Source organism: Streptomyces sp. NPDC022552 (genome assembly GCF_055561875.1).
This window is the reverse complement of the sequence record NZ_JBVHGJ010000001.1, coordinates 392,905-407,378: the sequence shown is the minus strand read 5'-3', so window position 1 is coordinate 407,378 and position 14,474 is coordinate 392,905. Positions and strand designations below refer to the sequence as shown.

The window sequence follows — 14,474 nt, the reverse complement described above, 5'->3', positions numbered from 1 at the left end:
ACATGAACGAGATCGTGGGCAGCCACGATCTCCTCCTGGTCACGCTCGACACCCTCCGGTACGACGTGGCCGCCGAGCTGGCCGCCGCCGGCCGCATCCCGAACCTGGCCCGGCACCTCCCCGGCGGGCGCTGGGAGCGCCGGCACGCCCCCGGCAGCTTCACGTACGCCTCCCACCAGGCGATCTTCGCGGGCTTCCTGCCGACCCCCGCCGCCCAGGGCCCGCACCCCCGTCTCTTCGCGGCGCGGTTCGCGGGCAGCGAGAGCACCGCCGGGGGCACGTTCGTCCACGACACCCCCGATCTCGTCTCCGGCCTGGCCGAGGAGGGCTACCGCACCGTGTGCGTCGGCGGCGTCGGCTTCTTCAACGGGCAGGGCCCGCTCGGCTCCGTGCTCCCGGGCCTCTTCCAGGAGAGCCACTGGGAGCCCGGCTTCGGTGTCACCTCCCCGACCTCCTTCGCCTCCCAGGTGACCAGGGCAGAGGAGATCGTCGCCGGGCTCCCGCCCGAGCAGCGCCTCTTCCTGTTCCTCAACGTCTCCGCGCTGCACCAGCCGAACTGGTTCCATCTCCCCGGCGCGACCCGGGAGTCCGGCGACACCCGCGCCTCGCACGCGGCGGCACTGGAGTACGTCGACCGGCACATCGGCCGGCTCTTCGCCGCCATGAGCAGCCGCCGCCCCTGTTTCGCGATCCTCTGCTCCGACCACGGCACCGCGTACGGGGAGGACGGCTTCACCGGTCACCGACTCGGCCACGAGGTCGTCTGGACCGTCCCGTACGCCCACTTCTTCCTGGACGGCCCGGATCGGGGGACAGCCGCGTGAACGAAGCGACCGAGACCCCGCGCCCGTACGAGAGCTACGTCTACGCCTATCCGCACAAGACGGCCTATCGGCCGCTCCCCGACCCGGCGCCCTCCCTCGCGGCGCTCTGGCGGGACGAGCCGAAGGACGCGCTCTCGCTCTACGCCCACATACCGTTCTGCGAGGTCCGATGCGGCTTCTGCAATCTCTTCACCCGGATCGGCGCGCCCGACGAGCTGACGACGCGCTATCTCGACGCGCTCGACCGCCAGGCGACCGCCGTCCGTGAGGCGCTCGGCGACAGCGCGCCGGTCCGGTTCGCCACGGCCGCCTTCGGCGGCGGCACGCCGACCTTCCTCACCGCCGACGAGCTGGAGCGGCTCTGCGACATCGCCGAGAAGCGGATGGGGGCCGATCTGCGCGCCGTCCCCCTGTCCGTCGAGACCTCTCCCTCGACGGCGACCGCCGACCGGCTCGCGGTCCTGACCGACAGGGGCGCGACCCGGCTCAGCATCGGCGTGCAGAGCTTCGTGGAGGCCGAGGCGCGCGCCGCCGTACGGCCCCAGCGCCGCGCCGATGTCGAGGCCGCGCTCGCCCGGATCCGGGACACCGGCGTCCCCGTCCTCAACATCGATCTGATCTACGGCATCGACGGCCAGACCGAGGAGTCCTGGACCCGCTCCCTCGACGCGGCACTCGCCTGGGCACCCGAGGAGCTCTACCTCTATCCCCTCTACGTCCGTCCGCTCACCGGCCTCGGCCGGCTCTCCCCGAACGCCGACCGGGAGTGGGACGCGCAGCGGCTGCGCCTGTACCGCCACGGCCGGGACCATCTGCTCGCCCGGGGCTATGCCCAGGTGTCCATGCGGATGTTCCGGCGCACCGACGCCCCGCCGCAGGGCGCCGACGACTACGCCTGCCAGACGGACGGGATGATCGGCCTGGGCTGCGGGGCCCGCTCGTACACCTCCTCCCTGCACCACTCCTTCGACTACGCGGTCGACATGAGGGAGATCCGCTCGATCGTCGACGCCTACACCGAGACGGAGGACTTCACGCGGGCGCGGGTGGGCCGGTGGGTCGACGCGGACGAGGCGCGCCGCCGCCATCTGCTCCAGTCGCTCCTCCAGGCCCGGGGCATGGCCACGGCCGACTACGAGGAGCGGTTCGGCACCTCGCCGTTCGCCGACTTCCCGGCCGAGCTGCGTCGGTTCGAGGCGCTCGGCTGGCTGGATCAGACGGCCCCCGCCGGTCTGCTGCGGCTCTCCCCGGAGGGCCTGGCCCACTCGGACGCGCTCGGACCCGCCCTCTTCTCGCCGGCCGTGCGGGCGGCGATGGCCGCCTACGAGCCGAAGTAGGGGGACGGCATGGACCTGACGATCCTCTACCGCGGCCCGCTCTCCTCCTGCGACTACGACTGTCCCTACTGCCCCTTCGCCAAGCGCCGTGACAGCCGCGATCAGCTGCGCGCCGACCGGGCGGCGCTGGAGCGGTTCTCCTCATGGGCGGCGGCGCAGACCGGTGACCGGCTGAGGATCCTCTTCACCCCGTGGGGGGAGGGACTGGTCCGGTCCTGGTACCGGCGTACGCTCGTCGAGCTGTCCCGCCTTCCGCACATCGAGCGGGTGGCGATCCAGACCAATCTGAGCTGCCGTACGGAATGGCTGGCCGAGGCCGACCCGGGGACCCTCGCGCTCTGGTGCACGTACCACCCCGGGCAGACGCCGTACGACCGCTTCCTCGCCAAGTGCCGCGAGTTGACCGCCCGGGGCACGCGGTTCAGCGTCGGGATCGTCGGCCTGCCCGAGCACCGGGAGCACGCCGGGCGGCTGCGGGACGATCTCCCGCCCGAGGTCTATCTCTGGGTGAACGCGGCCGAGGGGCACACGTACACCGACGACGAGGCCGAGGGCTGGACGGCCCTCGACCCCCTCTTCCCGTACAGCCGCCGCCCGCACCCCTCAGCCGGTCTCCCCTGCCGGACCGGTGAGTCGGTGATCTCGGTGGACGGTGACGGGACCGTGCGCCGCTGTCACTTCGTGAAGGCCGAGCTGGGCAATCTGTACGACGGTTCGTACCGCGCCGCCCTGCGCCCGCGCGCCTGCCCGCTCTCTGTCTGCGACTGTCACATCGGCTACGTCCATCTGGAGACGCTGCCGCTGTACGACGTGTTCGCGGGCGGTGTCCTGGAGCGGATCCCGGCCCCGGCCGTGCTCAGAGGGGCATGAGGTCTCCGAGCGGCATGAGGTCGGGGCGCTTGGCCGCCACGTGGTCGCCGGAGCTCTCGCCCCGCAGCCGCCGGCCGATCCACGGCACGAGGTACTCCCTTGCCCAGTTGATGTCGTCGCGGCGCACCTCGAGCGTGCCGCGCGGCGGGAGCGGGGGCCAGGGCTGGTCCGGGTCGGCCGGTACGTCCATGCCGAGGACCTGGGCGGCGCGCAGCGCGACCCTGGTGTGGCCCTCGGGCGAGAGGTGCAGCCGGTCGCCGTCCCAGGCCCGCCTGTCCTGCACCGACTTGAGCGACCACAGGTCGAGGACGGGGCAGTCGTAGCGGTCGGCGATCGACCGGACATGGGCCGTGTACGTGGCGATCTTTCCGCGCAGATGCCGGAGGACGGGAACGTCGCGGGTGTCGAATCCGGTCGTCACCATCACCGTGCCGACGGCGGATGTCAGGTCGGCGACGGCGCGCTCGAAGCGCTCGGCGACGTCGTCGGGGTCGGTGCCGGGGCGGATGATGTCGTTTCCGCCCGCGCAGAAGGTCACCAGGTCGGGGGCGAGTTCCTTCGCCCTGGGGACCTGCTCCTCCACGATCTGGTCCAGGAGGCGGCCGCGTACGGCCAGGTTGGCGTAACGGAACGCGTCGTGCTCCGGCATTCGGTCGGCGAGCAGTACCGCGAAGCGGTCCGCCCAGCCCACGTACTTCCCGTCGGGCCCGGGATCTCCCACGCCTTCGGTGAAGCTGTCCCCGATCGCCGCGTACGACCCGAATACGTGCGTGTCTCTTGATCTCGAATCGTCTGCCACGGGAGCACATCTTTCCCTTATGGATGTGACCTACGCGACCGTAAGGAGGGGTTGACGCCGGGTGAGATACGCCACCGGTCAAGATTGCACCAAGCCGGAATACGCGCGGGGGCCCGGCACTTCCCAGTGCCGGGCCTCCGCGGGTGCTGCCGGTGCGTCAGATCACGTGCGTCAGATGCTGACGCCGTGCGAGCGCAGGTAGGCCAGCGGATCGATGTCCGAGCCGTAGCTCGGGCCGGTGCGGATCTCGAAGTGCAGGTGCGGACCGGTGGAGTTGCCGGTCGAACCGGAGAGGCCGATCTCCTGGCCGCCGGTGACGGTCTGGCCGGCGGAGACGCCCAGGGAGGAGAGGTGGGCGTACTGCGAGAACGTGCCGTCGGCGTGCTGGATGACGACCTCGTTGCCGTACGAACCGCTGTTGCCCGCGGAGTAGACGGTGCCCGCGCCGACGGCCTTGACCGAGGTGCCGGAGGAGGCGATGAAGTCGACACCGGTGTGGTAGCCGGAGGACCACATGGCGCCGGAGGCCCGGTACGGGGTGGAGATGCCGCCGCTGACCGGGGAGACCCAGCCGGAGGAGGCCTGCGCGGGAGCGGACGCCGCGGCGGCGGTGCCGGTGGTGTCACGCTCGGCCGAGCGCGAGGCGCGCTCGTCGGAGGACGACTTCTCGGCCTTCGGAGCCGCCTTCTTGGGCGCGGCCTTCGGAGCGGTCTTCGGAGCGGCCTTGGGCGCCGCCTTGGCGGTCGACTTGGCGCCGAGGGTGAGCTTCATGCCGGGCAGGATCAGCGACGGGTCCTCGCCGACGACCTGGCGGTTGTCCGCGTAGAGCTTCTTCCAGCCGCCCGCGAGGTGGTGATCGGCGGCGATCTTCGACAGGTAGTCGCCACGGACGACGGAGTACGTCTTCGTCTTGGCGGTCTTCTCCGCGGCCGGGGCCTTGGCGGGGGTCGCGGCGACGGCGGTGACGGCCTGCTGGGACGTGACGGACGGGGCGGCCTTGTCGGCGGCGTGGGCTCCGGTCGCGCCGAGCAGGGGCAGGGCGACGACGGCGCCACCCGTACCGGCGGCGACGAATCCACGCGTGAGCGGGTTGGCCTTGGGACGGCGGTGCTTACCCTTTGCGGGCATGGCGAATTCCTCTCCGTCGCCTGCGAGGTGAGCTGTCGGGTTCGAACTGGAGATGTCCGGCCGCATGTCACGCGGCTTCACCCCGAGCCGTCCGGAAACGACCGGATCGGCGTACTACCTGGGTCCCCCGCTCCTGCCGTACGTGGGTGGGTGCGGATACCGGACGGTGGCAGGATTCGGCGGGTCCGACCGGATTGAGCGTGACGCTAGACCAGCGGATCGGGGCGAACAAGCCGCCTCTTTTCATTCGCAATCGGGGGCGGGATATTCACGCCGGATTCCGGTCACCCTCCGTGGATGACGGAACCTCGATTCCCTTTTCCGGCCGGGGGATTGCGTAAGACGATCAGGCACGGTCCGTCACTTCTATGACGCTGCTCACGCGCCGAATCTCATCTCCCCTGCAACCAGGGCGCGTTATACCTAATGGTCCAATTCGGACAGAACACCCATTCCCATGCCCCGGGGGTGTGCGGCGGCTCCCCGACCCGGGATGATTGGCCCAGGAATCGATCAGCAGTCGATCCCGATCCGCCAACCTTCAGGAGCACTCGTGACGCAGCAGCTGCCGCAGGTCCCGTCGACCGAACCCGAGCTCACCGGGGTACGCAACTTCCGGGACGTGGGCGGACTGCCGACCGTGGACGGCGGTTCGGTGCGATTCGGCCGTCTCTTCCGCAGCGGCCACCTGGCGCACGCCACCGAGGAGGACGCGGCATTCCTCTCCACCCTCGGGCTCCATACGATCTTCGACTTCCGCAACGCGGCCGATGTCAAGATCGAGGGACCGGACGTCGAACTCCCCGGTGTACGGAATGTGAACATACCGCTCAACGATCCGGCCGACGGCAAGGAGTTCTGGAAGCTGGTCAGGAGCGGCGGGGTGGAGCAGCTCCGCGGCATCCTGGGTGACGGCAAGGCGGCGGCCCGAATGTCCGATTCATACCGGGAGATCATCGTCGAGCGGACGGCGGAGCACAGCCGCGTCCTGCACGCGCTGGCCGAGGACAGCGTCCCCGCGCTCATGCACTGCGCGGCCGGCAAGGACCGCGCGGGTCTGTCCATCGCCGTCTCGCTGCTCGCGGTGGGCGTGGAGCGGGAGGCGATCGAGGCCGACTACGTGAAGTCGAACGAGCCGCACCGCCGCTACAAGGTGCAGCGCAGCGCCACCACCGCGGAGGCCATGGCACCCGAGGTGATGGAGCTGCTCAGCCCGCTCTTCGACGCGCGGATCGCGTACCTGCGTGCCGCGTTCGAGACGATGGAGCAGACCTGGGGGACGGTCGAGCGCTACCTCACGGACGGCCTGAAGCTCGCTCCGGAGACGCGGGCGCGGCTGCGCGAGCGCCTCGTCGTCGAGGCGTGACCCCTCTCCTGTCCGCTACCGCTGCCCGCCGAGCATGAAGAGCAGGTAGAGGAAGCCGGCGAAGAGGTGCCCGGCCACCAGATAGGCGAAGAGCCGGAGCACCAGACCCTTGGGGAACTTCCCGGCCTCGCGCTCCTCGCCGGTGACCGGCGCGGACTTCTCGGACATATCGACCCCTTTCCAAGGGCTCAGCGCAGATGCGGGGCTCCGTCACCGAGGCACAGCTCGGCGGCGGGGCTCTGCATGAGCGTGTGGACGAAGAGCAGCTCGGCCCCGCCGCGGCCGACGGCGCCGATGCGGTGCGGGGTGAGCGAGTCGAAGTGCGCGCTGTCCCCGGGATCCAGGACGTGCACGGCGTCGCCGAGCGCGAGGCGCACCTGCCCGTCGAGGACGTGCAGCCACTCCTCCCCGGGATGGACGCGCACGATGTCGGCACGGGTGGCGTACGGGACGTGGACGCGGAGCGCCTGCAGAGCGCGACCGGGTCCGCCGGCCTGGCGGTAGGTCCAGCCGTCGGCCTCGACGGGCTCGGACCGGCCCGCCCGGACGATGGGATCGCGCTCGGGCGGAACCTCGCCCAGGAGCTCGGAGACCGTCGTACCGTAGATACGGGCGAGCGCCAGCAGCATCGGGAGCGAGGGCTGCCGGTGACCCGTCTCGAGCCGGGAGAGATGGGCCGGGGAGAGCCCGGCCCGCTGGGCGGCGACCTCCAGGGTCAGCCCGCGGCGCCTGCGCAGGGCGCGCAGCTGCGGGGCGACGTGCTGCGCGTCCGGAGGGGCGGCGGACGCCTCGGGCAGGGCGTCGGACGCGTCCGGTGCGGCGGGGTCCGCGGACTGCTTCCCGGAGAGGTGTGCCATGCCTCCATTCCGCCAGGAACTTTCCTCTGAGGCAACTTTCTTGCCCCAGAGGCAAAGGCCCGTGTCGCGCAATGGTCAGCGCTGGGCCACCGCCTGCTTGACCAGCGTCTTTCCGAAGTCCCACATCAGCCCGCCGCCCGCGTGGGCGTCGTCCATCACGGCCGTGAACGCGGTCACGAAGCGGTCCACGTCCGCCTCGTCGATGATCAGCGGCGGAATCAGCTTGATCACCTCCATGTGGTCCCCCGACACCTGGGTCAGGATCCGGTGGCGCTGGAGCAGCGGCACGACGACCATCTGCGCGAAGAGGCCCTTGCGGGCGGTCTGCAGCATCGTCCACCGGCTGCGCAGTCCGAGCGAGGAGGGCCGCCCGAACTCGATCCCGATCATCAGGCCGCGCCCGCGGATCTCGTGCAGCAGCTCATAGCGCGGCACCAGCTCCCTGAGTCGCGAGGAGAGCAGCTCGCCGATCCGGCGTGCGTGCGCCACCGTCCCCTCGTTCTCCATGACCGACAGCACGGCGAGCCCGGCGGCCATGGCCTGAGCGTTCGACCCGAAGCTGGCGGAGTGGACGAGGACGCGGTCCATGGACGAGTAGACCTTCTTGAAGATCCAGTCCTTGCCGAGCGTCGCGCCGACCGGCACGTAGCCGCCGGAGAGCGCCTTGGCGACGCAGAGCAGATCCGGTTCGACGCCGTCCTCGTGCTGGTACGCGTAGAAGTCCCCGGTCCTGCCGAGCCCGGTCTGCACCTCGTCGGCGATCAGCAGCGCCCCGTGCCGGTGCAGCAGCTCCTGGGCGGCGCGCAGGAAGCCGGGCGGGGCCTCGTGCACCCCCTTGCCCTGGATGGGTTCGACGACGAACCCGGCGACGTCACCCTTGCGCAGCTCGCGCTCCAGGGCGTCGAGGTCGCCGAGCCCGATCGCGGTGTCGGGCAGCAGCGGGGCGAAGCCGTCCCGGAAGCCCTTCTCGCCGTTGACCGAGAGGGAGCCGGTGGTCAGACCGTGGAAGGCGTGGGAGCAGTAGAGGATCCTGGGCTTCCCGGTGGCGTACCGGGCGAACTTCAGCGCGGTCTCCACCGCCTCCGTACCGCTGTTGCCGAAGAAGACGCGGTCGAGGTGCGGGCTGTGGGCGAGCAGCTTCTCGGCGAGCAGCCCGGGCAGCGGCTGGCAGTCGAAGCGGGTGAGGTCGGCGAGCGAGGCGTCCAGGACGTCGTGGAGGGCCTTGCGGACGACAGGGTGGTGCCGCCCGAGGCCCATGACGCCGAAGCCGGCCAGCATGTCGAGATGGTCGCCGCCGTCGGCGTCCCAGAAGTGGGCGCCCTCGGCCCGTACGTAGACCTTGTCGAAGCCGATGGTGTGCAGCATGCGCGGGAGCTGGTGGTTGAGGTACCGGGTGTGCAGCTCGTAGCGCTCCGCGCCGCGTTCGGCGAGCAGTGCCGAGAGGTCGAACTCCTTGCTCATCGCCCCTTCTTCCGGGTCAGTGCGGCGCTGATCCGCCCGGCGATCTCCACCGGGGTCAGGCCGAGGTCGGCGAGTAGCTCACCGCGCTTGGCGTGGCCGAGGAACTGCTCGGGGATCCCGAAGGTCCGCAGCGGGACGTCGACGCCGGCGTCGCGCAGGGCCTGGCCGACGGCCGCGCCGACGCCGCCGGTGCGGATGCCGTCCTCGACGACGGCGACCAGGCGGTGGCGCTCGGCGAGCGGGGCCAGGGCGTCGTCGACGGGTTTGACCCAGCGCGGATCGACGACGGTGCAGTGGATGCCGCGTCCGGCGAGCAGATCGGCGGCCTGGAGGCAGACGTCGGCCATGACACCGACGGCGACGAGGAGCACCTCCGCGCCCGGCCCCGAGGGCTCCAGCAGGACGTCCATCCCGCCGATCCGCCCGACCGCCGGGACCGGCTCCCCCACCGTCTCCTTGGGGAAGCGCAGCAGGGTCGGGGCGTCGTCGACGTCGACGGCCTCGCGCAGCTGGGCGCGGAGCTGCTCGGCGTCGCGTGGGACGGCGATCCGGAGGCCCGGCACGACCTGGAGGACGGAGAGGTCCCACATGCCGTTGTGCGAGGCGCCGTCGGTGCCGGTGACGCCGGCCCGGTCCAGGACGAAGGTGACCCCGCACCTGTGCAGGGCGACGTCCATGAGCAGCTGGTCGAAGGCCCGGTTGAGGAAGGTCGCGTACACCGCCACGACGGGGTGGAGACCGCCGGTGGCCAGGCCCGCGGCGGAGACGACGGCGTGCTGCTCCGCGATCCCCACGTCCCAGACCCGGTCGGGGAACCGCTCGGCGAACTTCGTCAGGCCGACGGGGTGGAGCATGGCGGCGGTGATCGCCACGACGTCCGGGCGCTCGGCCCCGAGCTCGGCGACGGCCTCCCCGAAGACGGAGGTCCAGGAGGGTCCGGCCGACGGGGCGAGGGGTGCGCAGGTGAGCGGGTCCATGGCGCCGACGGCGTGGAAGCGGTCCGCCTCGTCCTCCAGGGCGGGACGGTAGCCGCGGCCCTTCTCCGTCAGGCAGTGGACCAGGACGGGACCGTGGAAGCGCTGGGCGCGGCGCAGCGCGGACTCGACAGCGCCGATGTCGTGGCCGTCGACGGGACCGACGTACTTCAGGCCCAGGTCCTCGAAGAGCCCCTGGGGCGCGAACGTGTCCTTGAACCCCTTCTTCGCGCCGTGCAGCGACCCGTAGAGCGGCTGCCCGATCACGGGTGTGTGCTGGAGGACGTCCTTGCCCCAGGCGAGGACGCGCTCGTAGCCGTCGGTGGTCCGCAGGGCGGCGAGGTGCTGGGCGAGGCCGCCGATCGTCGGGGCGTACGAACGCTCGTTGTCGTTGACGACGATGATCAGGGGCCGGTCGCGGGCGGCGGCGATGTTGTTGAGCGCCTCCCAGGCCATACCGCCGGTCAGGGCGCCGTCACCGATGACGGCGACGACGTGGTCGAGGCGGCCGGACACCTCGTTCGCCTTGGCCAGTCCGTCGGCCCAGCCGAGGACGGTCGAGGCGTGCGAGTTCTCGATGACGTCGTGCTCGGACTCCTCGCGGGAGGGATAGCCGGAGAGTCCGCCCTTGCTGCGCAGCTTGGAGAAGTCCTGGCGGCCGGTGAGGAGTTTGTGCACATAGCTCTGGTGCCCGGTGTCCCAGAGGATGCGGTCGTCGGGCGAGTCGAAGACCCGGTGCAGCGCGATGGTCAGCTCCACCACGCCGAGGTTGGGTCCCAGATGGCCACCCGTCCTGGCGACGGCGTGGATCAGGAACTGCCGGATCTCCGCGGCCAGTGCGTCGAGCTCCGCGCCGCTCAGCGGCCGGAGGTCGCGCGGCCCCCGGATGTTCTCCAGAATCGTCATGCTCGGCCCCCTTTCGTCGTTCGGCCGTACGTCCTCGGCCGTGCACCCGGGGCCGTACGCCCGGGCCGGAGACCCGGGGTCGTACGTCCTCGGCCGTGCGGGAGGCCCGCGCCCCGTGGCGTCGCGGGACCTCCCGTGCCCGTCACGTCATCCGCGGTTGCCGGAGACGGTCTCGCGGGCCGCTCTCAGGGACTCCTTCAGCGAGCCCATGGTGGCGAGGACGGCGGTCGGCTCGTAGCCGCAGTGCGCCATGCAGTTGGCGCAGCGCGGGTCCTTGCCCCGGCCGTACTTCTCCCAGTCGGTCTCCTCGATCAGCTCCTGGTACGTGGGGACGTAGCCGTCGCTCATCAGGTAGCAGGGGCGCTGCCAGCCGAAGAGCGAGTAGTTCGGGATCGCCCACGCCGTGCAGGGGAAGTCGGCCTTGCCCTCGAGGAAGTCCAGGAAGAGCGGGGAGTGGTTGAGCCGCCACCGGCCCCGGTTACCGCCGGCGAAGGCCTTCTTGAAGAGCTCCCGGGTCTGCTCGACACCGAGGAAGTGCTCCTGGTCCGGGGCCTTCTCGTAGGCGTAGGCGGGCGAGATCATCATCTCGTCGACCTGGAGGTCGTCGTTGAGGTAGTTGAGCACCTCGATGATGGTCTGCGGGGTGTCGGTGTTGAAGAAGGTCGAGTTGGTGGTGACCCGGAAGCCGCGCCGCTTGGCCTCCTTGATCGCCGCCACCGCCTCGTCGAACACGCCCTCCTTGGCGACGGATTCGTCGTGGCGCTCGCGCAGACCGTCGATGTGCACGGCGAAGGCGAAGTAGCGGGAGGGAGTGAAGTTCTCGAGCTTCTTACGCAGCAGCATCGCGTTGGTGCAGAGGAAGACGTACTTCTTCTTCGCCACCAACTGGCGCACGATCTCGTCGATCTGAGGGTGCATCAAGGGCTCGCCGCCCGCGATGGAGACCATCGGCGCCCCGGACTCCAGGACGGCGCCGACGGCCTGGGCGACCGGCATCCGCTGCTTGAGCACACCGGCCGGGTGCTGGATCTTTCCGCAGCCCTCGCACTTGAGGTTGCAGGCGAACAGGGGCTCCAGTTCGACGATGAGCGGGAACTTGTCCCGCTTGCGGAGCTTCTGTTCGATGAGATAGGTCCCGACCCGGATGGACTGACGGAGCGGCATGGCCATAACTCGCTCACCTCCTGGGGAGCAGCAAAGAACGGTGCCATTCGAAGAATGCGGGAAGGACGGCACGAAGAACACGGAAAGCAGATATTCCACCGCGTACCGTGCCGATCCGGACCAGTTCATGTTCTGGAGCGTCCACGACCACCCGTACGGCCGCAACCGGACGGGGCCCGGCGTCCAGCGCCGTGTGGAGGGTGGCAGCGGACTCCATGTCCACCGCGATGGCGCCGGTGGCCCGCAGCTCGGACCGCTCGTGGCCGCGCACGATGTGGTCGGAGCCTGCCAGCGGGCCGGTGTGGACGGTCCGCCCGGGCAGCGCCCGGGTCAGGGCCTTCACCAGGAGCTCTGTCCCGGTACAGGGCGTGGTGCCCCCGCCCGCGGCGCTCCCGGCGCTACCTGGCCTGGCGCCGTCGGGTCCTCCCGGCGCGCCCCGCGTCTCGTCGGCGACGATCAGGTCCCCGGGGTGCATTCCGGGAGCCAGCCCGGCGCAGAAGCCCGCCGCGATGACGACGGCGTCCCGCCAGGGCTCCTGGCCCAGCACACGGGCCACGGTCCTGCGGGCGTGGCCCGGGCCCATGCCCGTACGGACGACGGTGAACGCGCCGGGCGCGCCTGCGCGCTCGCCGCTGCGCAGGGCGAGCTGCTCGATGCCGAGCGCGCAGGCGATCAGCAGCGGCGCGGAGGAGCCGGCCGAGGGCCCCGGCTCTTCGCCCATCAGCCCTCCTTGGAGACAGCCGGTTCGCCGTTCACGTAGCGGCCGAGCGCCGTGAGCGGGAACACCTGCCGGTAGAGGTGGTAGTTGATGGAGAAGTCCCAGGGGAAGCCGGTCCCGGTGAAGTACGGCTCGTCCCAGGAGCCGTCCGGGCGCTGCGTCCCGGCGAGCCAGGCGACCCCCCGCTCCACGGCCTTGGAGTCACGTACGCCGGCGGCGAGCAGGGCGAGCAGCGCCCAGGCGGTCTGCGACGCGGTCGATGCGCCGTGCCCGATCCAGGCCTGCTCCTTGTACGAGCGCAGGTCCTCGCCCCAGCCGCCGTCCTCGTTCTGTACGGACTCCAGCCAGGCGACGGCCCGGCGGATCGCGGGGTGGGAGCGGGGCAGCCCGGCGGCGGTGAGCGCCGGGACCACCGAGCCCGTGCCGTACACGTAGTTGACCCCCCAGCGTCCGAACCAGGCTCCGTTCGGCTCCTGTTCGGCGAGCAGCCACTCGACTCCCCTTCGGGTACGAGGGTGCTGGGCCTTGCCCTCGTGCGCGAGCATCTCCACCACATGGGCGGTGACGTCGGCCGAGGGCGGGTCGATGACCTCGCCGAAGTCGCAGAACGGCAGCCGGTTGGGGAAGGCGCTGGTGTTGTCGGCGTCGAAGGCGGCCCACGCGCCGTTCCTCGACTGCATGCCGAGGGTCCAGCGCGCGCCCCGGGCGATGGCCGACTCGACCCGGCTGGGGTCGGGGTGCCGGACGCGGCGGAGGGCGAGGATGACCTCGGCGGTGTCGTCGATGTCCGGGTAGTTGTCGTTGTGGAACTCGAACGCCCAGCCGCCCGGGGGCAGTCCGGGCCGGCGGACGGCCCAGTCGCCGGGCCGGACGATCTCCTCGCCGAGCATCCAGTCGGCGGCCCGCACGAGGGCCGGGTGGTCGGCCGGGAGGCCCGCGTCGGCGAGGGCGATGGTGGCCAGACAGGTGTCCCAGACGGGCGACTGGCAGGCCTCGATCATGCGCGCGCCGTCCTCGCGCCACACGGCGAAGCGGTCGAGGGACTCCAGGCCGGCCCGCATGACCGGGTGGCCCAGGTCGTAGCCCAGGAGGTGCAGGGCGATCACCGAATAGACCGCGGGAGGCTGGATCCCGCCCCAGCAGCCGTCGTTCTCCTGCCGCTCGACGATCCAGCGGGCGGCCACGTTCATGGCGGCCTTGCGCAGCTTGCGCGGCGCGACCTTGTGGTACAGGTGCAGCGCCTTGTCGAGCCGCTGGAAGACACCGTCCCAACTCGCCACCGGCGCGGAGGGCTTGGCCGGGTTCGGGTGGGCCGGGTCGGTGTGCAGTTCGTCCAGCGGGAAGGGCGCGGGCCGTACCGGCCGCTTGGCGGAGACGACGGTGAGCGGCACGATGGTCTGCCGGGCCCAGCAGCCGAAGTCGTAGATGTTGAGCGGGAACCACTTCGGCAGGAAGATCAGCTCGGGTGGCAGCTCGGGCAGGTCGTCCCACTTCCACCAGCCGAAGAGGGCGAGCCAGATCCGGGTGAAGACCCGGGAGGCTGCGATCCCGCCCCGCTCGCGGACCCACGCGGCGGCGCGGGCCATGTGGGGGGCCTCGGGCAGGTCCCCGGCGAGGCGCAGCGCCACGTACGCCTCGATGGTGGCGGAGAGCTCGCCGGGTCCGCCGTAGAAGGTGGCCCAGGCGCCGTCCTCGCGCTGCTCGCCGCGGATGAACAGGGCGGCGGCCCGGGTGGTCTCCGCGTCCAGGATGCCGAGGAACTGGCGCAGAAGGAGGTCCTCGGCGTCCATGGTGACGTTGGTCTCCAGGTCGCCCTTCCACCATCCTTCGGCGTCCTGGAGGCCGAGGAGATGGTCGATGGAGCGTTCCGCGGCCCGTTTCGCGGCCTCGTCGAGGCCGGTCGCCGGCGCGGTGGTGGTGGTGTCGCAGGCCGCGGCTGCCCGGGGGCCCACGGCCCCGGCGCTTCCGTCGGTCGTCGCTGTCATGGCTTCCCCTTCGTGCAGTCGAATACTTCTGCTTCTTCGGGTCTGCCGTCGGCCGATGCCCGGTGGCACCGGCCGGCGACTGCGC

The 14,474-nt window shown here is 71.2% G+C and carries 13 protein-coding genes and 1 riboswitch; of the genes, 4 read left to right on the top strand and 9 right to left on the bottom strand.

Annotated elements, in window-relative coordinates; translation table 11 throughout:
• Positions 1–2 precede the first annotated feature (2 nt).
• Genes ACZ3OF_RS01950 through ACZ3OF_RS01940 form a run of 3 tightly spaced genes read left to right on the top strand, consistent with a single transcriptional unit; the run spans position 3 to position 3,031 of the window.
• The gene (locus ACZ3OF_RS01950; protein WP_467302803.1) at positions 3–824 is read left to right on the top strand and encodes an STM4013/SEN3800 family hydrolase; all 822 of its coding nucleotides are present in this window, start codon (positions 3–5) and stop codon (positions 822–824) included.
• Positions 821–2,161: an STM4012 family radical SAM protein gene (locus tag ACZ3OF_RS01945; protein ID WP_467302127.1), complete on the top strand. Its 1,341-nt coding sequence runs from the start codon at positions 821–823 to the stop codon at positions 2,159–2,161. The genes ACZ3OF_RS01950 and ACZ3OF_RS01945 overlap by 4 nt, the downstream gene beginning before the upstream one ends.
• A 9-nt stretch (positions 2,162–2,170) precedes the next feature.
• Positions 2,171–3,031, top strand: a complete 861-nt coding sequence (locus tag ACZ3OF_RS01940; RefSeq protein WP_361666796.1) for an STM4011 family radical SAM protein — start codon at positions 2,171–2,173, stop codon at positions 3,029–3,031.
• Here the strand turns inward: ACZ3OF_RS01940 and ACZ3OF_RS01935 are convergent.
• Both ACZ3OF_RS01935 and ACZ3OF_RS01930 read right to left on the bottom strand, forming a co-directional pair.
• Positions 3,018–3,830, bottom strand: coding sequence for an SGNH/GDSL hydrolase family protein (locus tag ACZ3OF_RS01935; RefSeq protein WP_361666798.1), 813 nt, complete (start codon positions 3,828–3,830; stop codon positions 3,018–3,020). The two genes, ACZ3OF_RS01940 and ACZ3OF_RS01935, sit on opposite strands and share 14 nt — an antisense overlap.
• Before the next feature lie 171 nt (positions 3,831–4,001).
• A complete protein-coding gene (locus ACZ3OF_RS01930) occupies positions 4,002–4,958 on the bottom strand; it encodes a M23 family metallopeptidase (RefSeq protein ID WP_361666799.1) in 957 nt (318 codons plus the stop codon).
• Positions 4,959–4,960: 2 nt separating this feature from the next.
• A riboswitch (cyclic di-AMP (ydaO/yuaA leader) is annotated at positions 4,961–5,117 on the bottom strand.
• A 394-nt stretch (positions 5,118–5,511) separates the two neighbouring features.
• Here ACZ3OF_RS01930 and ACZ3OF_RS01925 point away from each other — a divergent pair.
• Positions 5,512–6,324, top strand: a complete 813-nt coding sequence (locus tag ACZ3OF_RS01925) for a tyrosine-protein phosphatase (protein ID WP_467302123.1) — start codon at positions 5,512–5,514, stop codon at positions 6,322–6,324.
• 15 nt (positions 6,325–6,339) lie between these two features.
• On the opposite strand, the gene ACZ3OF_RS01920 is transcribed toward ACZ3OF_RS01925, so the two are convergent.
• The 7 genes from ACZ3OF_RS01920 to shc form a co-directional block, all read right to left on the bottom strand.
• Complete coding sequence (locus tag ACZ3OF_RS01920; protein WP_361666802.1) at positions 6,340–6,492, bottom strand: DUF6126 family protein; 153 nt, start codon at positions 6,490–6,492, stop codon at positions 6,340–6,342.
• Between the two features lie 20 nt (positions 6,493–6,512).
• Complete coding sequence (locus tag ACZ3OF_RS01915) at positions 6,513–7,181, bottom strand: helix-turn-helix domain-containing protein (protein WP_467302121.1); 669 nt, start codon at positions 7,179–7,181, stop codon at positions 6,513–6,515.
• 75 nt (positions 7,182–7,256) lie between these two features.
• Positions 7,257–8,642, bottom strand: coding sequence for an aspartate aminotransferase family protein (locus ACZ3OF_RS01910; protein ID WP_467302118.1), 1,386 nt, complete (start codon positions 8,640–8,642; stop codon positions 7,257–7,259).
• Positions 8,639–10,522, bottom strand: coding sequence for a 1-deoxy-D-xylulose-5-phosphate synthase (gene dxs / locus ACZ3OF_RS01905; protein ID WP_467302117.1), 1,884 nt, complete (start codon positions 10,520–10,522; stop codon positions 8,639–8,641). Before dxs ends, ACZ3OF_RS01910 begins: the two co-directional genes overlap by 4 nt.
• Positions 10,523–10,669: 147 nt before the next feature.
• Positions 10,670–11,692, bottom strand: a complete 1,023-nt coding sequence (gene hpnH, locus ACZ3OF_RS01900; protein ID WP_361440256.1) for an adenosyl-hopene transferase HpnH — start codon at positions 11,690–11,692, stop codon at positions 10,670–10,672.
• 7 nt (positions 11,693–11,699) lie between these two features.
• Entirely contained in the window at positions 11,700–12,407 is a 708-nt protein-coding gene (locus ACZ3OF_RS01895) for a phosphorylase family protein (protein WP_467302113.1), read from the bottom strand.
• Positions 12,407–14,389, bottom strand: a complete 1,983-nt coding sequence (gene shc, locus ACZ3OF_RS01890; RefSeq protein WP_467302111.1) for a squalene--hopene cyclase — start codon at positions 14,387–14,389, stop codon at positions 12,407–12,409. The genes ACZ3OF_RS01895 and shc overlap by 1 nt, the downstream gene beginning before the upstream one ends.
• Positions 14,390–14,474 lie beyond the last annotated feature (85 nt).

Coding starts and splice junctions, on each gene's coding strand:
- dxs (WP_467302117.1), bottom strand. CDS start 10,522: ATGACGATTCTGGAGAACATCCGGGGGCCGCGCGACCTCCGGCCGCTG.
- ACZ3OF_RS01895 (WP_467302113.1), bottom strand. CDS start 12,407: ATGGGCGAAGAGCCGGGGCCCTCGGCCGGCTCCTCCGCGCCGCTGCTG.
- ACZ3OF_RS01930 (WP_361666799.1), bottom strand. CDS start 4,958: ATGCCCGCAAAGGGTAAGCACCGCCGTCCCAAGGCCAACCCGCTCACG.
- ACZ3OF_RS01915 (WP_467302121.1), bottom strand. CDS start 7,181: ATGGCACACCTCTCCGGGAAGCAGTCCGCGGACCCCGCCGCACCGGAC.
- ACZ3OF_RS01950 (WP_467302803.1), top strand. CDS start 3: ATGAACGAGATCGTGGGCAGCCACGATCTCCTCCTGGTCACGCTCGAC.
- shc (WP_467302111.1), bottom strand. CDS start 14,389: ATGACAGCGACGACCGACGGAAGCGCCGGGGCCGTGGGCCCCCGGGCA.
- ACZ3OF_RS01920 (WP_361666802.1), bottom strand. CDS start 6,492: ATGTCCGAGAAGTCCGCGCCGGTCACCGGCGAGGAGCGCGAGGCCGGG.
- hpnH (WP_361440256.1), bottom strand. CDS start 11,692: ATGGCCATGCCGCTCCGTCAGTCCATCCGGGTCGGGACCTATCTCATC.
- ACZ3OF_RS01910 (WP_467302118.1), bottom strand. CDS start 8,642: ATGAGCAAGGAGTTCGACCTCTCGGCACTGCTCGCCGAACGCGGCGCG.
- ACZ3OF_RS01940 (WP_361666796.1), top strand. CDS start 2,171: ATGGACCTGACGATCCTCTACCGCGGCCCGCTCTCCTCCTGCGACTAC.